The sequence below is a fragment of the Microlunatus sagamiharensis genome (assembly GCF_900105785.1).
GTDB classification, from domain to species: Bacteria; Actinomycetota; Actinomycetes; order Propionibacteriales; family Propionibacteriaceae; genus Microlunatus; species Microlunatus sagamiharensis.
Genome location: NZ_LT629799.1, coordinates 2,557,660 through 2,579,895, shown reverse-complemented (window position 1 = coordinate 2,579,895; position 22,236 = coordinate 2,557,660). Strand labels below are relative to the sequence as shown.

General features: G+C 74.4%; 18 protein-coding genes. 9 read left to right on the top strand and 9 right to left on the bottom strand.

What is annotated here, in order from left to right:
- Positions 1–42: 42 nt before the first annotated feature.
- On the bottom strand, positions 43–2,433 hold the full coding sequence (gene lon / locus BLU42_RS11775; RefSeq protein WP_197680423.1) for an endopeptidase La: 2,391 nt from the start codon (positions 2,431–2,433) through the stop codon (positions 43–45).
- A gap of 178 nt (positions 2,434–2,611) precedes the next feature.
- Between lon and BLU42_RS11770 the strand changes: the two genes are divergently transcribed.
- On the top strand, positions 2,612–4,135 hold the full coding sequence (locus BLU42_RS11770) for a sensor histidine kinase (RefSeq protein WP_091074608.1): 1,524 nt from the start codon (positions 2,612–2,614) through the stop codon (positions 4,133–4,135).
- Here the strand turns inward: BLU42_RS11770 and BLU42_RS11765 are convergent.
- Together BLU42_RS11765 and BLU42_RS11760 are read right to left on the bottom strand one after the other, a co-directional pair.
- Positions 4,119–4,796, bottom strand: coding sequence for an acVLRF1 family peptidyl-tRNA hydrolase (locus BLU42_RS11765; RefSeq protein ID WP_091074606.1), 678 nt, complete (start codon positions 4,794–4,796; stop codon positions 4,119–4,121). The genes BLU42_RS11770 and BLU42_RS11765 overlap by 17 nt on opposite strands.
- Before the next feature lie 13 nt (positions 4,797–4,809).
- A complete protein-coding gene (locus BLU42_RS11760) occupies positions 4,810–5,817 on the bottom strand; it encodes a sugar phosphate isomerase/epimerase family protein (RefSeq protein ID WP_091074604.1) in 1,008 nt (335 codons plus the stop codon).
- 248 nt (positions 5,818–6,065) lie between these two features.
- Between BLU42_RS11760 and BLU42_RS11755 the strand changes: the two genes are divergently transcribed.
- From BLU42_RS11755 to BLU42_RS11745, 3 genes are all read left to right on the top strand, one after another.
- Complete coding sequence (locus BLU42_RS11755; RefSeq protein WP_091074603.1) at positions 6,066–7,043, top strand: C40 family peptidase; 978 nt, start codon at positions 6,066–6,068, stop codon at positions 7,041–7,043.
- Between the two features lie 105 nt (positions 7,044–7,148).
- Positions 7,149–8,543, top strand: a complete 1,395-nt coding sequence (locus BLU42_RS11750) for a threonine/serine exporter family protein (protein ID WP_157719951.1) — start codon at positions 7,149–7,151, stop codon at positions 8,541–8,543.
- Positions 8,544–8,632: 89 nt separating this feature from the next.
- Positions 8,633–9,160: a DinB family protein gene (locus BLU42_RS11745; RefSeq protein WP_091074598.1), complete on the top strand. Its 528-nt coding sequence runs from the start codon at positions 8,633–8,635 to the stop codon at positions 9,158–9,160.
- Positions 9,161–9,169: 9 nt separating this feature from the next.
- Here the strand turns inward: BLU42_RS11745 and BLU42_RS11740 are convergent, their stop codons facing one another.
- From BLU42_RS11740 to BLU42_RS11725, 4 genes are all read right to left on the bottom strand, one after another.
- Entirely contained in the window at positions 9,170–10,351 is a 1,182-nt protein-coding gene (locus BLU42_RS11740; RefSeq protein ID WP_091074596.1) for an MFS transporter, read from the bottom strand.
- Positions 10,348–10,653 (bottom strand): hypothetical protein, encoded by a 306-nt coding sequence (locus tag BLU42_RS11735; protein ID WP_091074594.1) that lies wholly within the window; start codon positions 10,651–10,653, stop codon positions 10,348–10,350. The genes BLU42_RS11740 and BLU42_RS11735 overlap by 4 nt, the downstream gene beginning before the upstream one ends.
- Positions 10,650–11,156 carry a hypothetical protein gene (locus BLU42_RS11730; RefSeq protein ID WP_157719950.1) on the bottom strand — a complete coding sequence of 169 codons (507 nt, stop codon included), beginning with the start codon at positions 11,154–11,156 and terminating at the stop codon, positions 10,650–10,652. The genes BLU42_RS11735 and BLU42_RS11730 overlap by 4 nt, the downstream gene beginning before the upstream one ends.
- Positions 11,157–11,354: 198 nt before the next feature.
- Entirely contained in the window at positions 11,355–12,020 is a 666-nt protein-coding gene (locus tag BLU42_RS11725) for a pyridoxamine 5'-phosphate oxidase family protein (protein WP_091074589.1), read from the bottom strand.
- Positions 12,021–12,060: 40 nt separating this feature from the next.
- Between BLU42_RS11725 and BLU42_RS11720 the strand changes: the two genes are divergently transcribed.
- Positions 12,061–13,383 (top strand): aminotransferase class I/II-fold pyridoxal phosphate-dependent enzyme, encoded by a 1,323-nt coding sequence (locus tag BLU42_RS11720; RefSeq protein ID WP_091074588.1) that lies wholly within the window; start codon positions 12,061–12,063, stop codon positions 13,381–13,383.
- Positions 13,384–13,401: 18 nt separating this feature from the next.
- On the opposite strand, the gene BLU42_RS11715 is transcribed toward BLU42_RS11720, so the two are convergent.
- On the bottom strand, positions 13,402–14,061 hold the full coding sequence (locus BLU42_RS11715) for an MBL fold metallo-hydrolase (protein ID WP_091074586.1): 660 nt from the start codon (positions 14,059–14,061) through the stop codon (positions 13,402–13,404).
- A 93-nt stretch (positions 14,062–14,154) separates the two neighbouring features.
- On the bottom strand, positions 14,155–14,805 hold the full coding sequence (locus tag BLU42_RS20625) for a maleylpyruvate isomerase family mycothiol-dependent enzyme (protein WP_157719949.1): 651 nt from the start codon (positions 14,803–14,805) through the stop codon (positions 14,155–14,157).
- A gap of 250 nt (positions 14,806–15,055) precedes the next feature.
- Here BLU42_RS20625 and uvrA point away from each other — a divergent pair, with 250 nt between their 5' ends.
- From uvrA to uvrC, 4 genes are all read left to right on the top strand, one after another.
- Positions 15,056–18,157, top strand: coding sequence for an excinuclease ABC subunit UvrA (gene uvrA / locus BLU42_RS11705; RefSeq protein ID WP_091074581.1), 3,102 nt, complete (start codon positions 15,056–15,058; stop codon positions 18,155–18,157).
- Positions 18,158–18,164: 7 nt separating this feature from the next.
- Entirely contained in the window at positions 18,165–18,959 is a 795-nt protein-coding gene (locus BLU42_RS11700; RefSeq protein ID WP_197680422.1) for an NAD(P)-binding domain-containing protein, read from the top strand.
- Between the two features lie 462 nt (positions 18,960–19,421).
- The gene (locus tag BLU42_RS11690; RefSeq protein ID WP_231918109.1) at positions 19,422–19,937 is read left to right on the top strand and encodes a Rieske (2Fe-2S) protein; all 516 of its coding nucleotides are present in this window, start codon (positions 19,422–19,424) and stop codon (positions 19,935–19,937) included.
- A gap of 54 nt (positions 19,938–19,991) precedes the next feature.
- The gene (gene uvrC, locus BLU42_RS11685) at positions 19,992–21,995 is read left to right on the top strand and encodes an excinuclease ABC subunit UvrC (RefSeq protein WP_091074579.1); all 2,004 of its coding nucleotides are present in this window, start codon (positions 19,992–19,994) and stop codon (positions 21,993–21,995) included.
- The last annotated feature ends 241 nt before the right edge of the window (positions 21,996–22,236 follow it).

Below are 22,236 nucleotides of genomic sequence, written 5' to 3'. Positions count from 1 at the left end.
GGCCCGACACCCGCAGGGGTGCCGGGCCGAGGGTCAGCAGGCTCAGGCCGCCGCGGCGACCGGGCTCGCGGCCGCGTCCGCGGGGGGCTCGAGGGCCGCCACGACCAGCTCGGCGACGTCGGTCGTGAGGACGACCTCGACCGCGTCGGTCACCTCGCCGGGGACCTCGTCGAGGTCCGGGGCGTTGCGCGCGGGCACGAAGACGGTGGTGAGCCCGGCCCGCTGGGCGGCGAGCAGCTTCTGCTTGACGCCGCCGATCGGCAGCACCCGCCCGTTCAGCGTGACCTCGCCGGTCATGCCGACCTCGCCGCGCACCGGACGGCCGGTGGCCATCGAGGTCAGCGCGGTCACCATCGTGACGCCCGCGGACGGACCGTCCTTGGGCACCGCGCCCGCGGGCACGTGGACGTGGATCGGCCGGTCGAGCACCGACGGGTCCGTGATGCCCAGCTGCTCGGCGTGGGCGCGCACGTAGGAGAGGGCGATGTGCGCCGACTCCTTCATCACGTCGCCGAGCTGTCCGGTGAGGGTGAGGCCGCCCTTGCCGCCGCCCTCGGTGGCCGGCATGACGCTCGCCTCGATGAACAGCGTGTCGCCGCCCATGCCGGTGACCGCCAGGCCCGTGGCCACCCCGGGCACCGACGTGCGCTCGTGCGCCTCGGGCGTGAAGCGCGGCCGCCCGAGGAACTCGCGCAGGTTGGCCCTGGTCACGACGAGCGGCGTGCTCGTCCCGCCGGTCGCGGCCGCCTCGTCGCCCTCGCCGCCCTCGGACTGCGCCAGGCGCGTGGTCGCCTTGCGCAGCGCCTTGGCCAGGAGCCGCTCGAGCTGCCGGACGCCGGGCTCGTGGGTGTAGTCGGCGGCGATCTCGCGCAGCGCCTCGTCGTCGATCTGCACCTCGTCGGCGGTCAGCGCGGCGCGCTCCAGCTGACGGGGCAGCAGGTACTCCCGCGCGATGGCCACCTTGTCGGCCTCGGTGTAGCCGTCGAGGGTGACGAGCTCCATCCGGTCCAGCAGCGGCTGGGGGATGTTCTCGACCACGTTGGCCGTGGCCAGGAAGAGCACGTCGGACAGGTCGAGGTCGACCTCGAGGTAGTGGTCGCGGAACGTGTGGTTCTGCGCCGGGTCGAGCACCTCGAGCAGCGCCGAGCTCGGGTCGCCGCGGTAGTCGGAGCCGACCTTGTCGATCTCGTCGAGGAGCACGACCGGGTTCATCGAACCCGCCTCGCTGATCGCGCGGACGATGCGGCCGGGCAGCGCCCCGACGTACGTGCGCCGGTGGCCGCGGATCTCGGCCTCGTCGCGGACGCCGCCCAGGGCGACGCGGACGAACTTGCGCCCGAGCGCCCGGGCGACGGACTCGCCGAGCGAGGTCTTGCCCACCCCGGGAGGGCCGGCGAGCACCATCACGGCGCCCGAGCCACGGCCGCCGACGAGCTCGAGCCCGCGCTGCGAGCGCCGGGCGCGCACGGCGAGGTACTCGACGATCCGGTCCTTGACGTCCTCGAGGCCGTGGTGGTCGGCGTCGAGCACCGCACGGGCGCCGCGGATGTCGGTGGAGTCGACCGTCGTGGTGCTCCACGGGAGGTCGAGGACGGTGTCGAGCCAGGTCCGGATCCAGCCGGACTCGGGGCTCTGGTCGCTGGACCGCTCGAGCTTGCCCACCTCGCGCAGCGCCGCCTTGCGGACGTCGTCGGGCAGGTCGGCGGCCTCGACCCGGCCGCGGTAGTCGTCGGCCCCCTCGGGCTCGTCCTCGCCGAGCTCCTTGCGGATCGCGCCGAGCTGCTGGCGCAGCAGGAACTCGCGCTGGCTCTTCTCCATGCCCTCGCGGACGTCGTCGGCGATCTTGTCGTTGACCTCGGTCTCGGCGATGTGGTTCTTGACCCACTCGACGAGCACGCGGAGGCGGTCGACCACGTACGGGGTCTCGAGGAGCTCGCGCTTCTGCTCGTCGGAGAGCCAGGAGGCGTAGCCGGCGAGGTCGGCGAGGCTGCTGGGGTCGGTCACCTTGTTGACGGTGTCGATGACCTGCCAGGCGTCGCGGCGCTGCAGGGTCGCGACCAGCAGGTGGCGGTACTCCTCGGCAAGCGCACGGATCTCGTCGGTCTCGAAGACCGGGTCGAGCTCCTCGGCCTCGATCCACAGCGCGGTGCCGGGGCCGGGCACGCCCGAGCCGATGCGCACGCGGCGGTCGGCCTTGAGGACGGCGGCCGGCTCGCCGCTCTGCAGGCGGCCGAGCTGGACGATCGAGGCGACGACGCCGTACGAGGCGTAGCGGTCGCTGAGGCGGGGGGCGACGAGCAGGGTGCCGTCGCTGTGCGCCCGGGCCGCGTCGACCGCGGCACGGGTGGCGTCGTCGAGCTCCACCGGCACGACCATGCCGGGCAGGACGACGAGGTCGTTGAGGAAGAGGACGGGAAGTTCGGTGGTCGTCACTGGGTCAAGCCTCCGTTCGGGGCCGCTCAGGTGTGGTTGAGCGACACCCGCTCAAGGCTGGACGGGACGCATCCATTCCCGGCGTCTGCTGCAGGCGAACACCGATGCCGACGGCCCTGCTGGCGGCCGGAGTCTGAGGGAACACCGGTTCTTCGTTGAGGAGCGACTTAGGCTTCCGGTGGCGGCTGACCAGCGGCGCGCCCAGGGCCCGGGAGAGGTGGTCGGCACGGTGCGGATGCTCACGTTCCTGTGGGACCACCCCATGCAGCGGCGCGTGTCGCTGCTGACCACGGTCGCCGTGGCCCTCGCCGTCGTCGTGTGCAGCGCCGTCGGCTATCTGGCCCTGTGCTCGACGCTCGTCAGCACCTCGCAGGAGATCGCCCTCGGGATCGCCCAGGACCTGGCCGGACCGGCGGCGCGCGCCATCGAGGGCACCGGGACGCTCCCCGCCGACCTCCAGCAACCCGGGCAGGTCGTGGTCCAGGCCGTCGACGCCTCGGGCACCGTGCTGCGGACACCGGGCGACGACCTCGCGCTGGTGGTCGAGCCGTCCGACCTCGAGGCCGCCGGACCGGCCGGCGGGCTGGTGCAGCGCACCGGCCGCACCGTCGACGGCCAGCGGTACGCGGTGGTCGCGCTCCCGCTGCCCGGCACCGGCCACGCCCTGCTCGTCGGCCGCCCGCTCGGTCCGGCGCTGCACGTCCTCGAGGTGCAGCGCTTCATCCTGGGCGCCGTCTGCCTGGCGGGCGTGCTGGCCGCCGCGGTCGTCGGGGTGCTGGTCGGCGCCTCCGGTCTCCGCCCGATGCGCCAGCTCACCGAGGCGATGGAGCACGTCACCGCGACGCAGGACTACCAGCCCGTCTCCGTCCGCTACGCCAAGGGCGACCTCGTGACGATGGCCGGCTCCTTCAACCTGATGCTGGCCTCCCTCACCAAGGCGCGCGAGCGCCAGTCCCGGCTCGTCGCCGACGCCGGGCACGAGCTGCGCACGCCCCTGACCAGCCTCCGCACGAACGTCGACCTGCTGGCCGAGGACCTCGGCCGCGACCGCCTGAGCGAGGAGCAGAAGGCGGCGGTCCTGGGCGACGTCCAGGGTCAGCTAGGCGAGCTCACCGAGATGATCGGCGACCTCGTGCACGTGGCCCGCGACGACTCGACGCTCACCCTGGCCCCGCTGGACGTCGTGGAGCTGGTGCGCGACGCGGTCGAGCGGGTGCAGCGCCGCGCCGCGGGCATCACCTTCGACGTGGCGCTGCAACCGCTCTTCGTCGTGGCCGACCCGGACTCCCTGCGCCGGGCCGTGACCAACCTGCTCGACAACGCGGTCAAGTGGAGCCCGCCCGGTGCGACGGTCCGCGTCCGCCTGGAGGGCAACCGCCTGCGGGTCTCCGACGCGGGACCGGGCATCCCCGAGGCCGACCTGCCCTACGTCTTCGACCGCTTCTTCCGCGGGGAGTCGGGTCGGCACACCAAGGGCACGGGGCTCGGGCTGGCCATCGTCGCCAAGACGATGGACGAGATCGGCGGCAGCGTGCACGCGGGCCGCTCGGCCGAGGGCGGCGCCGAGCTCACGCTCCAGCTGCCCGGCGTGACCAGCCGCGAGGCGGTCTCCTCGCTGCTGGTGCCGGCGCGGGAGGCGGCGCCGGAGACAGCACCCGTGACGGCGACGGCGAAGAAGGGCCGGCTCACGCCTGCGCGTTGAGGGTGATCCGGACCTCGCGCAGCTGGTCGCCGAACGTCTGCAGGACCCGCAGGCGCGGGTCGGGGGTGGGCAGCACCCGGGAGAGCAGCCGCGCCCGGAGCGGGGCCAGCCGTGGGTCCTCCAGCACGGCGTGCACACCGGCGGCGTCACCGCCCCCGACGACGGCGGCGAGCCGGTGCGCGTGGGGGAGCAGCACGGTCGCGACCACGTCGGCGGCCTCGGCGTACGCCTGGTTGGTCTGGTTCTCCCGGCGCCGGGCGTAGCGCTGCTGCGACCAGCCGCCGGCCTTGGTCCGGCCCTGGACGTAGGCGCTGCCGACCTTGGACGCCTGCAGCCGGCGGCCGGCGAACCAGCCGACGGCGTACCCGCCCTTGCGGACGAGCACGGCACCGACGCTGCGCTCGGCGAGCACGTGCTCGACGAGCGGCCCGGTGCCGGCGACCGCGAGGGCTCCCCGCAGCGGCGGGAAGGGCACCTCGACGACGGCCACCGCGCCGTCGGGCGCCGACACCACGACCTCGGCGGCCGCCGGCGCGGTGGAGAGCGGACCGTGCCGCTCGGCGAACCGCGTCAGCCAGCCGGCGAGCCGCTCGGCGGGGACGAGGACGACCCGTCCCTCGCCCCGTCCCTCGCCCCGCCCCTCGCCGGTGTCGGTCGTGATCGCGGCCGACCCCTCAGCCCTGGCTGCTGAAGGCCGCGTCGAAGGCGGCCTCCGGGGCGTCGAAGGCGAGCCGGCGGACGAACTCCAGGGCCTCGGGCGCGCCGACGAGGCGGTCCATGCCGGCGTCCTCCCACTCGATCGAGATGGGGCCGTCGTAGCCGATCGTGTTGAGCATCCGGAAGCAGCGCTCCCACGGCACGTCGCCGTGCCCGGTGGAGACGAAGTCCCAGCCGCGGCGCGGGTCGGCCCACGCCAGGTGCGAGCCCATCCGGCCGTTGCGCCCGTTGCCGACCTGGAGCTTCGCGTCCTTGCAGTCCACGTGGACGATCCGGTCCTGGAAGTCCCAGAGGAAGCCGACCGGGTCGAGGTCCTGCCAGACGAAGTGGCTCGGGTCCCAGTTGAGGCCGAAGGCCTCGCGGTGCCCGACCGCCTCGAGCGCGCGCGTCGTCGTCCAGTAGTCGTACGCGATCTCGCTCGGGTGGACCTCGTGACCGAACTTGACGCCCTCGGCGTCGAAGACGTCGAGGATCGGGTTCCACCGCTTGGCGAAGTCCTCGTAGCCGGCGTCGACCAGCGACTGGGAGGCCGGCGGGAACATGGCGACGTACTTCCAGATCGAGGAGCCGGTGAAGCCCACGACCACGTCCACGCCGAGCTTGCGGGCGGCGCGGGCGGTGTTCTTCATCTCCTCGGCGGCGCGCTGCCGGACGCCCTCGGCGTCGCCGTCGCCCCAGATGCGGTCGGGGAGGATGTCGCGGTGGCGGGCGTCGATCGGGTCGTCGCAGACGGCCTGGCCCTTGAGGTGGTTGCTGATCGCGAAGACCTGCAGGCCGTGGCGCTTGAGCACCTCGAGCTTGGCGGGCACGTAGGCGTCGTCCTCCACCGCGGCCGAGGGGTCGAAGTGGTCGCCCCAGCAGGCGATCTCGAGGCCGTCGTAGCCCCAGCCCGAGGCCAGGCGGCAGACCTCCTCGAAGGGCAGGTCGGCCCACTGGCCGGTGAACAGGGTGATCGGTCGGGTCATCGGTGCTCCTCGTGGACGTCGACGTCGTCGTACGTGGACCAGCCTGGCGGGGCGGTGGGGACGGCGGTCGGGCGGGGTCCGTACCGGTCGAGCGGCGCTCGCCGTGCACAGGCGGCACCGCGCTGTCACGAAATCTTCTTCTGCACGATCTACTCGGCGTGGCGCCTTGACGTCAGCGCCCGCAGGGAACTCATCGCGGTCCTGACGTCTGGGTCGCTCGGGTCATCAGCGGACGAGGGAGTCGAGTCATGGGTGTCGCGCAGAGGCGGGTCGGGAGGCGGGTCGTGGGGCGGGTCGTCGGAGCGGCGCTGGCGATCGCCGTGTCGGCCGGGGTCTGGGCGGGTTCGGCGTCGCCCGCCGCCGCGGCCGGGTGCACGACGAAGTTCACGACCTACTCGACCGTGAAGGCCGGCACGAAGGGGAGCAGGGCCGGTGCGGTCGAGTGCCTGCTGCACCAGGCCGGGCTGGCGACGAGCCGCAACCGGTCGTTCTCCTCGGCGGACGCCGCCAAGCTGCGGACGTTCCAGACCGCGCACGCCCTCGAGGCGACGGGCCGGACGAACCCCGCCACGTGGGCCGCGCTGATCGCGCAGGGCTCGACCCCGGCGCTGGAGCGCGGGGACAAGGGCACCGACGTGCGGAGGCTCCAGCTCTCCTTGCGCGCGCTCGGCCACCGCGAGCTGCCGGGCACGACGAACTACGCCGCGCTCACCGAGCAGGCGGTCAAGGACCTGCAGACCCGGCTCGGTCTCCCGGTCACCGGCCGGACCACCGCGCTCGAGTGGGCGGCCCTGCAGGCGGGCGGCCAGGCGCTGCCCCCGAGCACCGGGGACCAGGGCGGGGAGCCGGGCGGCGACCCCGGTGCGCCCGCGGCGACCACGCCCGGAGAGACCGCCCTGGCCTTCGCGAAGGCCCAGCTCGGGGACCCGTACGAGTACGGCGCCGCGGGTCCGGACCGGTGGGACTGCTCGGGCCTCACGATGCGGGCGTGGGGCAGGGCCGGGGTCACGCTGCCGCACAGCGCGGCCGCGCAGTACAAGCTCGGCACCGCGGTGGCGAAGGCCGACCTGCGGCCCGGCGATCTCGTCTTCTTCTACTCCGGGCCCTCCCACGTGGGCATCTACGCCGGCGACGGGAAGGTCGTCCACGCGCCGAAGCCCGGCAGCAAGGTCAGCTACATCGCGGTCACGTCGATGCCCTGGAAGGGTGCCCGCCGCCCGGGCTAGAGGGTGCTGGTCGACGCGGCCCGGGGCCGGTTGACAACGAGCGCGGCGGCGAACCAGCATCGGCGGGGTCCGCGGCGGCGGACCTGAACGCAGCGAGGGGTGGTCGTGTCCTGGGAGGACCAGCCGGGGCAGGAGCGGTGGCGCCGGCTGCGCCGCCAGGTCAACCGCGTCTGGGCCGACGACGACCCGCCCACGCTGATCCACGGGGTGCCGCCCCTGGACCTGTGGGACGTGCAGCGGCCGCTGCCCGCGCCGGACGACGCGGAGCAGCAGCGCTCCTTCGACTTCGCCCACCGGGTCGGGGCGGTGATGCTCGCCCGCGGCGCGTCCATGGACGACGTCGAGGCGTCGATCCGGGCCGCGGCGCTGGCCATGGGGCTGCCGAGCCCGGAGGTCGACGTGACCTTCACCTCGATCGTCGTCTCGGTGCGGCCCGACGAGGTGCGTCCGCCGATCACCTCGGTGAGCGTCGTGCGCCAGCGCAGCGACGACCACTCCCGGCTCGCGGACGTCCACCAGCTGCTCATCGCGCTCGCCGGCGGCCAGCTCGACCGCGAGGCCGCCTTCGCGCGGCTGGCCGAGATCGAGCGGCGCCCGCACCCGTACGGCGACAACGCCGTCACCCTGGCCCGCGGGCTGCTCGCCGCGGCGATCGTGACGCAGCTCGGCGGCGACTGGGCCGCGGCGGTCGTGGTGGCGACCTCGGCGATGCTCACCGACCTCGTCGGGCGCTGGCTCGCGGGGCACCGGGTCCCGACCTTCTACCTCAACGTCGTGGGCGGGCTCGTGGCGACGCTGGCCGCGGCCACGACGACCGCGCTCGGCGCCCAGAGCACCCCGGCCCTCGTGGTGGCCGGCAGCATCGTCGTGCTGCTCCCCGGGGGCCTGCTCGTCAACGGCGTGCGGGACGCGCTGAGCGGCTACCTGGTGACGGGTGCCGCTCGCGTCTTCGAGGTCCTCCTCGTGGTCGCCGGCCTGGTGGGCGGCGTGGCGCTGGGGCTCGCGGTGACCCGCGCCTTCGGGGTCGACATGTCCGTCAACCCGGGCACGCTCGGGCTCGACGCGCTCCCGGTGCGGGTCGCGTCCGCCGCGGTCGCCGCGACGGCGGCCGCGATCACCTACTACACGCCCTACCGGCTGCTCCCGGCCGCGGCGCTGAGCGCGGCGATGGGGATGCTCGTGCTCTCGGTCGTCCAGGCCCTCGGGGTGGTCGGCGTGCCCGCCTACGCCTGCGCGGCCTTCGTCGTCGGCATCAGCGGCTACGTCCTGGCCAACGCCCAGCGGGCGCTGCCGATGATGGTCGTCGTGCCCGGCATCCTGTCGTTGCTGCCCGGGCTGACCCTCTACACCGGCCTGCTGGAGCTGAGCACGGGCGAGCCGTCCGCCGGGCTGCTCAGCATCGTCAACGCGGGCGCCCGTGGCCTGGCCATCGCCGCGGCGGTGCTGGTCGCCGAGCTGATCGGCCAGCCGGTCCGCCGGCGGGTGCTGCGGCGCGGCTGAACCTCCGGGTGGACAGGCGGCACCCGCCCCGCCAGGGTGTCCGGGTGGAGCAGCGGGAGCGGTGGACGCGGGCGTCGCAGGCGAGTGACATGTGGGTCGACCCCGACGACGACCCGCGCGGGTCCGCGACCGTGCTCGAGGGGGAGCGGGCGACGCTGCTCGACTATCTCCGCGTCTACCGCCACACGCTGCGGATGAAGTGCGACGGGCTCGACGCCGAGCAGCTGGCGCGCCGTTCGGTGCCGCCCTCGACGATGTCGCTGCTGGGCCTGGTCCGCCACCTCGCCGAGGTGGAGATGATCTGGACGGTCCGCTGGATGCGCGGCGAGCACCTCGAGCGCCCCTGGAGCAGCGACGAGCACCGCGACGGCGACTTCGACGGCGCGGTCGCCGACCCGGCCGTCGTGGCCGAGGCATGGAGCCTCTGGGAGCGGGCCTGCGCGGACACCGACGCGTTCGTGGCGGCGACCGAGGACCTCGGCACCCTGTCGCGCCGCACCGACACCGACCCCGTCGCGCTGCGCGAGGTGCTCGTCCACATGATCGAGGAGTACGCGCGCCACTGCGGTCACGCCGACCTGCTGCGCGAGTGCGTCGACGGGCGCGTCGGCCAGTAGGCGGTCCGCCTACGCCGGCGGCCCCGTCGAGCGCAGGCCGCGTTCGACCGCGACCGCGCAGGCCCCGGCGGCGAGGGCGACGAGCACCAGCAGCCAGACCTCGGGCGCCACGACCGACAGCCCGGACAGCACGGCGGGCAGGACGAACCCGACGTAGATCAGCGAGTAGTAGACGCCGGTGAGCCCCGCGACCCGCTCCGGGTCGGCGAGCGCCTGGGTCTCGACCAGCCCGGTCAGGATGCAGATGCCGTACGCGGTCCCGAGCAGCGCGGCGGCTACGAGCGCCACGCCGACCGAGCCCAGCGCGACGTCAAGGGCGAGCAGCAGCGAGGCCACGCCGACGAGCACCAGCCCGACGACGGCCTGCCGCCCGCGGACCCGGCGGGCCAGCCGCGGGACGAACGGCTGCACCCCCGCGCCGAGGGTGAGCGTGACGACGGCGGCCAGCGCGGCGTACGCGATCGTGTACGCGCCGGTCCGCCCGGCGACGAGGGCCGGTCCGACGACGAAGGCCAGCGCGGGTGCGCCGAAGACCCAGGGCGCCATCGGCACCACGACGCGCAGGAAGCGCGGCCGGCTCGCGGCGGGCAGGTGCAGTTCCTCGCGCAGCGGGCGCACCGGCAGCAGCCCGCGGGGCCGGGTCTCGGGCGTCCGCGCGAGCGGCAGCGCGGCGACCAGGGACAGCAGGACCTGCACGGCGTAGGGGAGCAGCGTCGGCGCGGGGCCCCACTGGGCGAGCGCCCCGCCCGCGGCGGCCCCGATCCCGAAGCCGACCGTCAGGGTGAGGGCGGCCCGGCGGGCCCGGACCGGCGGGGCGGCGGCCACCGACAGCTCCTTGACCCACGTCGTCCCGGCCACCATCACCGACGCGACGCTGACCCCGCTGACCAGCCGTCCGGCGCACAGCGCCGCCGGGCTCGCGGCGCCCAGGCCGAGCACGACGCTGCCGACCACGCCGAGGGCCAGCGCGGCGGCCACCAGCGGGCGCCGGCCGAAGCGGTCGGACAGCGGCCCGGCGAGCAGGAAGCCGGGCACCAGCCCGAGGATGTAGAACGCGAAGAAGAGGTCCACCTCGACCGCCGAGTAGTGCTCGACCTGGCGGTAGAGCAGCAGCAGGGGCGAGAAGTGGTTGCCGCCCCACGCGACCATGAACATCGCCGGGGCGACCCCGCGCCAGGACCGGTCCGTCACCGCGCGTCCTCCGCCGGGATCCAGCCGCGCAGGAAGTCGAGGACGCGCTCCGCGGGCATCTCGCACGGCCGCAGCAGCTCGCCGCCCTGCGTGCGCCAGACGTTCGCGCTGACGAACCCCGGGCCGCCCAGCTCCTCGGCGTAGATCGACGTGGTCCCGCCCCGCGCCCGGTCGGTGCGGGTCAGCCCCCAGCGGAGGCCGGCATACGCGACCTCGGTCCAGCCCGGCGGAACCCGCTCCACGAGGGCGGCGAGGTCGTCCGGCTCCTCGGGGCCGGCAGCCGGGTCGCGTCCGTCGGTCACGCCGCCCTGCTCCTCGCGCCCGCCGCACGCCGCTTGGCGTCGACCACGCCGTGGCCCCACCGGACGCGGACGACGGTGTTGGCCGCGCAGAGCGCCAGCATCACCAGGAGCGCCAGGGGCAGCAGCCAGCCGGGTGCCTCGTAGAGCTCCAGCAGCTCCCAGGTCTCCTTGACGGCGATGAAGAAGGCGCCGGACGCGACCATCGCCCAGCCGGTGGCGGTGCCGCTGAGCTCGACGAAGTCCTCGAGCTCGTCGGTCGTCAGGGCGTCCATCACCGCCGCGCGGTAGGCCGCCTGCCGGCGGCGCTGCTTGACGTACGCGACCGGCGGCAGCAGCCACCACCACGGCGACAGCCGCGGCGGCGACTCGACGACGCCCGACACCCGGGTCAGTCCGCGGCGGTGGTCGCCCTGCTCGTCGAGCTCCGTCGCGGCCTGGAACAGCGGCCCGGCGACGAGGAGCCAGGCCCCGACGAAGCCCGACCAGGCGATCACCGCGTCCACGCCGACACCGTAGCCACGCGAAGCGTCGAGCACCGTTCCCGGACGTGGCGCGGGACGCTCCTCGGGCCTGTCGATGGGCGGAGGCAGGGACTGAGGAACGCTCCCTGAGCGAGCCAAGGGCGGAGGCAGGGACCCGAGAACGCTTCCTGAGCCTGTCGAAGGGCCCTGACGGGTTGGCGGCCGATCGGCCAGGGGACCTCAGCCCCGCGCCCACCCGCGCACGTGCTCCGGGACCTCGACGCCCGGCACGAGGTCCGGTGCCGGCACCGGCTCCCCGGTCACGGTGCGCAGCGGGAGGACGCCTGCCCACCAGGGCGAGCCGAGGTCGTCCTCGTCGTCCCCGGGCGGGCCCTCGCGGTGCTTGTAGGAGACGTCGACCAGGTCGAGCCGCAGCACCGCGGTCGCGGCCAGCTCGCGGCGGCTGGGCCCACGGACGTGGTCGGACCGGCCCGGGACGACCGCGTCGACGAGGTGGCGCAGGGCCTCGTCCTTCTCCGCGGGGTCGGTGACGAGGTGCGCCCGCCCGTGGACGACGACGCAGCGGTAGTTGGCGGAGTGGTGGAAGGCGGAGCGGGCCAGCACGAGGCCGTCGAGGTGTGTGACGGTCACGCACACGTCGATGCCGTCGGTCTGCGCCTGGCGCATCGCCCGGGCGCCCGTCGAGCCGTGCAGGTAGAGGGTCTCGCCGACGCGCGCGTGCAGCTGCGGCAGGACGACCGGGGCACCGTCGACGACGAAGGCCACGTGGCACAGGACCGCCTCGTCGAGGGCGGCGTGCACGGCGTCGCGGTCGTACGACACGCGCTCGCGGAGCCGGGTGGGCGTGGTGCGCGCGGAGGGGGCGTAGGTCGTGGTGCTCGGCATGGTTCCGCTCGTTCGATTGATCTAGTACAATCTTCTGATTGTGACAGAACGTTATCGCCTGGCCGGGTCCACGGCAACCGAGATCGTCGCCTCCCTCGAGCGGGCCGTCCGCGACGGCGGCCTGGTCGCCGGCGACCTGCTGCCGACCGTGCGGGGCCTGGCGACCGAGCTGGGGGTCGCGCCCGGCACGGTGGCCAGCGCCTACAAGACGGCGGCCGCCCGGGGGCTGGTCGAGACCCGCGGACGGCTGGGGACCCGGGTGCGTGCGCGTCCGGCGCTCGCGACCCGGAGCAGCGGCCCCGCGGTGCCCTCGGGCGTCGTCGACCTCGCGTCCGGACAGCCGTCGGCGGCGCTGCTGCCGCGCCTCGACACGGTGGACCTCCGCTGGGCGGACCCGGCCGAGGCCCCGGGCGACCTCGTCCTGCCCGAGCTCGCCGACCTGGCCCGGCGGCGGCTGGCGGCCGCGGGCGTCGATGCCACACACCTCACCCTGGCCGCGGGCGGGCTCGACGCGATCCGCAGGATCCTGCTCGCCCGCCTGGCCCCGGGCGACGCCGTCGCCGTCGAGGACCCGGGCTGGCCCAACCTGCTCGACCTGCTCGCCGCCTCGGGCCTGCGGGCCCTGCCCGTCCGCGTCGACGAGGCGGGGCCCGACCCGCGCGCCCTCGCCACGGCGCTCTCCGACGGGGCCCGCGCCGTCGTCGTCACCACCCGGGCGCAGAACCCGACCGGCGCGGCGGTGACGCCTGCACGCGCCGCGCGGCTGAGGAGCGTGCTGGACGCCCACCCGGACGTGCTGCTCGTCGAGGACGACCACGCGGCCGAGCTCGCGCGCGTGCCGCTGGCGAGCCTGGCGGGCTCGACCTCGGCCTGGGCGTTCGTCCGGTCGCTGTCCAAGCCGTACGGGCCCGACCTGCGCCTGGCCGTGGTCGTCGGCGACGAGGCGACGACCGCCCGGGTCGAGGGCCAGCTGCGGGTGGGGTCCGGCTGGGTGAGCACCCTGCTGCAGCGCCTCGCGGTGGCCCTGTGGTCCGACCCGGAGGTGGCGCGCGTGGTCGAGGTCGCCGCCGACACCTACGACGCCCGCCGCACGGCGCTGCTGCGGGCGCTCGACGACGTCGGGGTGCCCGGCACGGGCGCGACCGGCCTGAACGTCTGGGTGCCGGTCCCCGACGAGGCGCGGGCGGTCGCCGCGCTGCTCGCCGCCGGGTGGGCCGTGGCGCCTGGGCAGCGGTTCCGCCAGGACGCCGGGCCGGCCGTGCGCGTCACCGTCGGCGACCTCGACGAGGCCGCGGCCGTCGAGCTCGCCACGGCTCTGCGCGAGGCCGTCCGCGGGACGTCGGGCGGACCGGTCACGGCCTGACGGGTACCGGCCCGTCGCTCACCAGCCGCGCTCGCGCCACTCCTGGAGGTGGGGGCGCTCGGCGCCGAGGGTGGTGCCGTCACCGTGCCCGGGGTGGACGACCGTGTCGTCGTCGAAGACCGCGAAGACCTTGGCCTCGAGGTCGTCCATCAGGGAGGTGAAGTCCTCCGGGCTCCGGGTCCTGCCCGGCCCGCCCGGGAAGAGGCTGTCGCCGGTGAAGAGGTGCGTCGGCCCGTCGCCGCCGCGGTAGGCGAGCAGCACCGAGCCGGGCGTGTGGCCGACCAGGCCGACGACGTCGAGGTGCTCGGAGCCCAGGGCCACCGTGTCGCCGTCCCAGACGCCGTCCGGCCGCGTCACACCGGCGTCGTCGGGGATGGCCCCGGCGTCCGGCGTGCCGGCGACGAGGCGGGCCCCCGTCCGGGCGACGTCCGCGAGCGCCTGCCAGTGGTCGGCGTGCCGGTGGGTGGTGACGACGGCGTCGAGGTCGCGGTCCCCGAGCACGGCGAGCAGCGTCGCGGCGTCGTCGGCCGCGTCCACGAGGACCAGCCCGCCGCCGCCCTCGAGCACGTACGCGTTGTTGTCCATCGGCCCGACCGACACCTTCGTGAGGGTGACGGTGGGGGAGAGTGCGATCGTCAGCGGCTCGCCGCCGCGGGTGACGTGGTGGAGTCCGGCCATGGGCCCAGTCTCGGGCCAGGTCACCCCGAGCGCGCTCCGGGGTCGTCCGGGTCAGGTGGGCCGGGCCGGGTCGGACGGGTCAGGTCGGACGGGTCAGAGGGTGGGCAGCACCAGGCCCCCGGCGCCGTCGACCGATCCGGCGGGGGTCCGGCCGGTGAGCCAGCCCAGCAGGGCGGGCGCGGGGCCCCGGACGACGACCGGCGGGCCGACGGTCCCGACCTCCCCGGTGAAGCCCGAGGGCGCGTGGAGCTCGACGCGGGGGAACTCGTCGCGGGCGCGTGCGCGGAAGGCGAACCACTCGATCAGCCACTCCGCGACGGGCTCGTCGAGCTGCTCGACCTCGTGGCCGACGTCGAGGTCGACGAGGTGCAGCGCGACCTCGAAGAGGCGGCCCAGCGGCAGCAGCCGCGCCGGGACCACGAGGCCGCCGCGCAGCTCGACCGACGCGGCCCAGCCGCGCGCGGGCCCGGCGTCCCCCGGGGCGTCGGCGGCGACGTGGTCGAGCCGCTCGAAGGCCTCGGCCAGCCGGCCGGCGCTGGTGTCGAGGTCGGTCTGCAGCTCCAGGCCCGAGCGCCGTGCGCCCGTCTCGATGTCGGCGTCGCGGGCCTCGGGCGAGGCGTACATCGTCGTGCGGGTGCCGGTCTCCGCGCCCTCGACGAGGTTGGTGAAGCCGTCGGCCTGGCGGGCGAGGTGGGTCGCGACGTGCGCCCGGCTCCAGCGCGGGAGCCGGCTCGGTGCGGCCACTGCTCGTCGGTGACGGCGATGGTCGCGCCGAGCAGCTGCTGGGTGGCCCTGGCGACCAGCCCCCGCAGGTCGGCGAGCTGGGCGTCGGCGCTGGGCTGGCTCACGGGGCGAGGCTAGCGGGGGCGTTCCGTCGGCGCCGAGCCGCCGCGCGTTCGCACCACCGGGCCCGGACGGACGCGGCCGGAGGGGGAATACCCGGGCCCTCTCGCGGGGTTCGGAACTGTCGGTGTCCACATCTACTCTGTCGTCCGTGCCCGAAGCCGCCTCGCAGGAGTCCTTCCCGGAGAACCGCCTCGTCGTCCGGGGCGCTCGCGAGCACAACCTGCGCAACGTCTCGCTCGACCTCCCGCGCGACGCGCTGATCGTCTTTACGGGGCTCTCGGGTTCCGGCAAGTCGAGCCTCGCCTTCGACACGATCTTCGCCGAGGGCCAGCGCCGCTACGTGGAGTCGCTGTCGGCGTACGCGCGGCAGTTCCTCGGGCAGATGGACAAGCCCGACGTCGACTTCATCGAGGGCCTCTCCCCGGCGGTGTCGATCGACCAGAAGTCGACGAGCCGCAACCCGCGCTCGACCGTGGGCACGATCACCGAGGTCTACGACTACCTCCGCCTGCTCTTCGCGCGCGCCGGGCGCCCGCACTGCCCGGTCTGCGGCGAGGGGATCAGCAAGCAGTCGCCGCAGCAGATCGTCGACCGGCTGATGGCGCTGGAGGAGGGCACCCGCTTCCAGGTCCTCGCGCCGATGATCCGCGACCGCAAGGGCGAGTACGCCGACCTCTTCCGCAACCTGGCGACGCAGGGCTTCAGCCGCGCCCGGGTCGACGGCGAGATCGTCCAGCTGACCGACCCGCCGGTCCTCGACAAGAAGTACAAGCACTCGATCGACGTCATCGTCGACCGCATCGCGGTCAAGCCGACCGTCAAGCAGCGCCTCACCGACTCGGTCGAGACCGCGCTCGGGCTGGCCCAGGGCATCGTCACGGTCGACTACGTGGACCGCGACGTCGAGGACGCGGAGCGCGAGCGCACCTACTCGGAGAAGATGGCGTGCCCCAACGGCCACGACATCGCCATCGACGAGCTCGAGCCGCGCCAGTTCTCCTTCAACGGGCCCTGGGGCGCCTGCCCGGTCTGCTCGGGCCTCGGCACCCGCATGGAGGTCGACCCCGAGCTGGTCGTGCCCGACGACGAGCTGAGCCTCGACGACGGCGCCATCGCGCCCTGGGCGTCGGCCCACGTCGCCGACTACTTCCAGCGCCTGATCGAGTCGCTGGCCGACGAGCACGGCTTCAAGACCTCGACGCCCTGGCACCGCCTGCCCGCGACGATCCAGAAGCTCCTGCTGCACGGCGTCCCCGGCCAGGTGCACGTCCGCTACCGCAACCGCTACGGCCGCGAGCGCAGCTACAACGCCAAGTTCGAGGGCGTCGTCGCCTACATCGAGCGCCGCCACAACGAGGCCGAGACCGACACCTCGCGCGAGCGCTTCGCCGGCTACATGCGCGAGGTCCCCTGCAAGACCTGCAAGGGCGCGCGGCTCAAGCCGACGTCGCTCGCCGTCACGCTGGGCGGCCTCAACATCGCCGAGATCTCGTCGATGTCGATCGACGGGGCCGCTGCCTTCCTGCGCGACCTCGAGCTGAGCGACCGCGAGCTGCAGATCGCCGAGCGCGTGCTCAAGGAGATCAACGAGCGGCTCAAGTTCCTGCTCGACGTCGGCCTGGACTACCTCTCGCTCAGCCGCCCGACCGCCAGCCTCTCCGGGGGCGAGGCCCAGCGGATCCGGCTCGCCACCCAGATCGGCTCCGGCCTGGTCGGCGTGCTCTACGTCCTCGACGAGCCGAGCATCGGGCTCCACCAGCGCGACAACCGCCGCCTGATCGAGACCCTCGTCCGGCTGCGCGACCTCGGCAACACGCTGATCGTCGTCGAGCACGACGAGGACACGATCCGCGTCGCCGACTGGGCGGTCGACATCGGCCCGGGCGCGGGGGAGCACGGCGGTCACGTCGTCGTCTCCGGACCCGTGCAGGAGCTCCTCGACAGCGAGGAGTCGATCACCGGGGCGTACCTGTCGGGCCGCCGCTCGATCCCGCTCCCGGCGCTGCGTCGCCCGCGCGTCAAGGGCCGCGAGATCGTCGTGCACCAGGCGACCGAGCACAACCTGCAGAACGTCACCGTGGGCTTCCCGCTCGGGCAGCTGATCGCGGTCACCGGCGTCTCCGGCTCGGGCAAGTCGACGCTGGTCAACTCGATCCTCTACAGCGCGCTGGCGAAGAAGATCTACAACGCCCGCGACGTCCCCGGGCGCCACCGCTCGATCACCGGCGCCGACGAGATCGACAAGATCATCCACGTCGACCAGTCGCCGATCGGCCGGACGCCGCGCTCCAACCCCGCGACGTACACCGGCGTCTACGACCACGTCCGCCGGCTGTTCTCCGAGACGCCCGAGGCGAAGGTGCGCGGCTACCAGCCGGGCCGCTTCTCCTTCAACGTCAAGGGCGGCCGCTGCGAGAACTGCGCGGGCGACGGCACGATCAAGATCGAGATGAACTTCCTCCCGGACGTCTACGTCCCCTGCGAGGTCTGCCACGGCGCGCGTTACAACCGCGAGACGCTCGAGGTGCACTACAAGGGCAAGACGATCGCCGACGTGCTCAACATGCCGATCGAGGAGGCCGCGGACTTCTTCGCGGCCATCCCCGGCATCGCGCGCCACCTGACCACGCTGAAGGAGGTCGGGCTCGGCTACGTCCGTCTGGGCCAGTCCGCTCCGACGCTGTCGGGCGGCGAGGCGCAGCGCGTCAAGCTGGCCAGCGAGCTGCAGAAGCGCTCGACGGGCCGCACGCTCTACGTGCTGGACGAGCCGACGACCGGCCTGCACTTCGAGGACATCCGCAAGCTCCTGAGCGTCCTCGGCCGCCTCGTCGACGCGGGCAACACCGTCGTCGTCATCGAGCACAACCTCGACGTGATCAAGACCGCCGACTGGCTCATCGACATGGGTCCCGAGGGCGGGTCGCGCGGTGGGACGCTCGTGGCCGAGGGCACGCCGGAGCAGATCGCCGCGACGCCCGAGTCGTACACGGGTGAGTTCCTGCGGCCGATCCTCGAGGGCCGCGAGGTCGAGGTCGGGCTGGTCCAGGAGGCGTTCGCCGCCCGGGTCGCCGCGCCGATGACCAAGGCCGCTGCCAAGCGCGCGGCCGACGCGCAGAAGCGCGAGGCGACCAAGCGCAAGCCGGGCGAGATCCCGACCAACGGCCGCCCGGCCAAGAAGGCCGCCGCCAAGAAGGCGCCGGCCAAGAAGGCCGTCACGAAGCCCGCGGCGGCCGCCCGCCAGGCCAGCTGATCCCGGCGTGAGCGGCTGGGCTGCGGCGTACGGGTTCGTCGGCACCGGGGCGATCACCCGGGCGATGGTCGAGGGGCTGAGCACCCTCGACGACCCGCCCGCGATCGTCGTGTCGCCGCGTGGCGCCGCCGTCAGCGCTGCGCTCGCGGCGCGGTTCGGCAACGTGCGGGTGGCGTCCGACAACCAGGCGGTCGTCGACGCCGCGCCCTGCGTGGTGCTCGCACCGCGGCCGGTGGACGCCCCCGCGGTGCTCGACGGGTTGCGGTTCAGCGCCGAGCAGGTCGTGGTCAGCGTCGTCGCCGCACTGCCGGTCGCCGACCTGCTCGCCGCGGTGGCCCCGGCGACCCGCGTGGCCCGGGCCATCCCGCTGCCCTCGGTCGCGGCCCGGCAGGGTCTCGTGCCGGTCGTGCCGCCCGAGCCGGCCGCGCTGGCGCTGTTCGCCCGGCTCGGCGAGGTCGCCGCCCTCGAGGACGAGCTGGCGTTCGACGCCTTCAGCGCGGCCTCAGCCTTCGCCGCCACGCAGCTCGACCTGCTCGCGACCGTCGAGGCCTGGCTCGCGGGCCAGGGCGTCCCCGGCCCCGACGCGCGGGCCTACGTCGGCGAGCTGCTGCGCGGGCTGAGCGACGCGCTGGCCGCCGAGCCCGACCGCGAGCTCGGTGCCCTCGCCGACGACCACGCCACGCCGGGCGGGCTCAACCAGCAGGTCCGTGAGCACGTCCGCGCGGCCGGGACCCACGCGGTGGTCGAGACGGCGCTGGACGCGGTGCTCGCGCGCGTCACGGGTGGTCGCTCGGCCGGCTGAGCGCCAGCCTCACGAGGTCGGTCGACCGGCCGCGGACCTCCGCACCGGGCAGCACAGCCTCCCGGACGTACCCGGCGACCTCGGCGGTGCGCAGCGACGCGATGTTCCAGGGCTCGACGAAGAGCTCGACGCGGAGGACGTCCGGCAGGGTCCACGCGAAGGTCGTGAGCGCGCGCAGCGCCTGGCCGGCGACGCCGCGATCGTCGGCACGTACGGGTCCGTCGCCAGGTCGCGCAGCATGGGCACGTCGGTGTCGGCGAAGGGCCGCAGCAGGACCGACCCGGGTGGGACCGACGGCAGCGCGAGTCGACGTCCCTCCACCCGTCGAGGGTCGCAGGGCGCCCGGCGTCGGGAACCACCGGCGTGGCCCGGGTCGTTGGCCGATCAACCAGCGGCTGGCCCCAGCCTGCTCGACCCCGGGAGCGACCGATGAACCGTCTCGACACCTCCGAAGAGACCCGCGTGGACCAGGGAAGCCTCGCCCCGTCGCGACGGGACGTGCTGCGTACGGCGGGCATCGTCGTGGTCTCGGGCGGCGCCGTGCTGACGCTGGCCGCGTGCGGGGCCGAGGGCCAGGCGGGCGCCCCCGTGCCCACCTCCGCCGCGCCCACCAGCGCGTCCTCCAGCCCCGCCGCGAGCAGCCCCAGCGCGTCCGCGTCCGCGGAGGCGTCGAGCGAGGCCGCGCCGAGCGGGCCGAGCGTGGCGACCGCCGACGTCCCGACGGGCGGTGGCGTGATCCTCGACGACGCCGACTACGTCGTCACGCAGCCGAGCGCGGGCACGTTCAAGGCCTTCAGCAAGATCTGCACGCACCAGGGCTGCCCGGTCACCAAGGTCGCGAACGGCGTCATCGAGTGCCCCTGCCACGGCAGCGAGTTCTCGGTCGAGGACGGCTCGGTCAAGCAGGGCCCGGCGAACAAGCCGCTGGCGGAGTCGGCGACCACCGTCGTCGGGTCGAAGGTCTACGTCACCGGATGAGCCGGCCGTCTCGGGGCGGCGGGACTGTCAGCGGGGCGACCTAACCTGGGGCCCGTGCCTGGAACCCGTGCTCGGCGCTCGCCGCTGTCCTACCGCCCGGCACCCGGGTCGATCCCCGAGCAGCCGGGCGTCTACCGCTTCTCCGACGAGAACGGGCGGGTCATCTACGTCGGCAAGGCCAAGAGCCTGCGCCAGCGGCTGAACTCCTACTTCGCCGACCCGCGGGGGCTGCACGAGCGCACCCGGCAGATGGTCACGACCGCGACCAAGGTCGAGTGGACCGTCGTCCAGACCGAGGTCGAGTCGCTCCAGCTCGAGTACTCCTGGATCAAGGAGTTCGACCCGCGGTTCAACGTCAAGTACCGCGACGACAAGTCCTACCCCTGGCTCGCGGTGACGCTGAGCGAGGAGTACCCGCGGGTGATGGTCGGGCGCGGGCCCAAGCGCAAGGGCAACCGCTACTTCGGCCCGTACAGCCACGCCTGGGCCATCCGCGAGACGGTCGACCAGCTGCTGCACGTCTTCCCGATGCGCTCGTGCCGGCCCGGGGTCTTCCGCAACCACCAGCTGCTCGGCCGGCCCTGCCTGCTCGGCTACATCGACAAGTGCTCGGCGCCCTGCGTGGGCAAGGTGACGCCGGAGGAGCACCGCGAGATCGTCGACGACTTCTGCCAGTTCATGGGCGGGCAGGCGACGCCGATGATCCGCTCGATCGAGCGCAAGATGCGCGCGGCGAGCGACGAGATGGACTTCGAGCGCGCCGCCCGGCTCCGCGACGACGCCCAGGCGATGCAGCGCGCGCTGGAGCGCAACGCGGTGGTCTTCGCCGACGGCACGGACGCCGACGTCATCGCCCTGGCCGAGGACCCGCTCGAGGTCGCGGTGCAGATCTTCCACGTCCGCGGCGGCCGGATCCGCGGCGAGCGCGGCTGGGTCGCCGACCGCTTCGACGAGGGCGGCACGCCCGAGCTGGTCGAGCAGTTCCTCCTCCAGCTGTACGCGGAGTCCGACCACGACCCCGACCCGCGCGACGCGGTGCCGCGCGAGATCCTCGTGCCCGAGCTGCCGACCTCGCTCGACTCGCTCACGGAGCTGCTCAGCGAGCGCCGCGGCTCCCACGTGGGCATCCGCGTCCCGCAGCGCGGCGACAAGCGCACGCTCATGGAGACGGTCGCCAAGAACGCTGCCGAGGCGCTGATCCGGCACAAGACCACCCGCGCGAGCGACCTGTCGACCCGCAACCGGGCGTTGGAGGAGATCCAGGAGGCCCTCGAGCTGCCGGGCGCCCCGCTGCGCATCGAGTGCTTCGACATCTCCAACCTGCAGGGCACCGAGGTCGTCGCCTCGATGGTCGTCTTCGAGGACGGCCTGCCGCGCAAGAGCGAGTACCGCCGCTTCGTCATCCGCGGCGTGGACGGCCAGAACGACGTCGCCTCCATGCACGAGGTCATCACGCGCCGCTTCAAGCGGATGATCGACGACCGTCGCGCGGCGCAGTCCGCGACCGACGGCTCCGGCGGCGAGGGGCCGCTGCTCATCGACCCCGAGACCGGCGCGCCGCGCCGCTTCGCGTACGTGCCACAGCTCGTCGTCGTCGACGGCGGACCGCCGCAGGTCGCCGCCGCCGCGGCCGCCATGGACGAGCTGGGCGTCGACGACGTCGCGCTCTGCGGCCTGGCCAAGCGCCTCGAGGAGGTCTGGTTGCCCGACGCGCCGGACCCGGTGATCCTCCCGCGCACGAGCGAGGGGCTCTACCTGCTCCAGCGCGTCCGCGACGAGGCGCACCGATTCGCCATCACCCACCACCGCGGGCGGCGCAGCAAGAGCATGGTCGAGTCGGTGCTCGACCAGGTGCCCGGGCTCGGCGAGGTGCGGCGCAAGGCGCTGCTGCACCACTTCGGCTCGCTCAAGAAGCTGCGCGCCGCCAGCGTCGAGGACATCGCCGCGGTGCCGGGGTTCGGCCTCAAGACCGCGCAAGCGGTCCTCGCCGCGCTCGACTCCCGCCCGGCCGGCGACGCGATCGACATGGCCACGGGCGAGGTACTGGTCGACCGCTGAGCCCGTCCTTCGTCCGTTTGCTGCCGGCGGGCACCTGGACGAGGGCGTCGGACAACCATCCGCACGAGCGTCCTCACCTCTGCTTCGTGTGCGGCGGACGGCATACGCCCGTGCTCCCGCCAGACCCATCCACGCCCGACGCCCTCGTCCAGGCACCCGCCTCCGACGTCACGACTGCGGACGGCCCCAGCGGTCGGCCCGCCCCTGCGGTCATGTCGGTCGGGTCGCCGGTCGGGCGGGC

Bases quoted from the DNA above. Each gene is read 5' to 3' on its own strand.
- BLU42_RS11745 (WP_091074598.1), top strand. From the start codon at position 8,633: ATGTGGGTCGACCCCGACGACGACCCGCGCGGGTCCGCGACCGTGCTC.
- BLU42_RS11755 (WP_091074603.1), top strand. From the start codon at position 6,066: ATGGGTGTCGCGCAGAGGCGGGTCGGGAGGCGGGTCGTGGGGCGGGTC.
- BLU42_RS11725 (WP_091074589.1), bottom strand. From the start codon at position 12,020: ATGCCGAGCACCACGACCTACGCCCCCTCCGCGCGCACCACGCCCACC.
- BLU42_RS11760 (WP_091074604.1), bottom strand. From the start codon at position 5,817: ATGACCCGACCGATCACCCTGTTCACCGGCCAGTGGGCCGACCTGCCC.
- BLU42_RS11715 (WP_091074586.1), bottom strand. From the start codon at position 14,061: ATGGCCGGACTCCACCACGTCACCCGCGGCGGCGAGCCGCTGACGATC.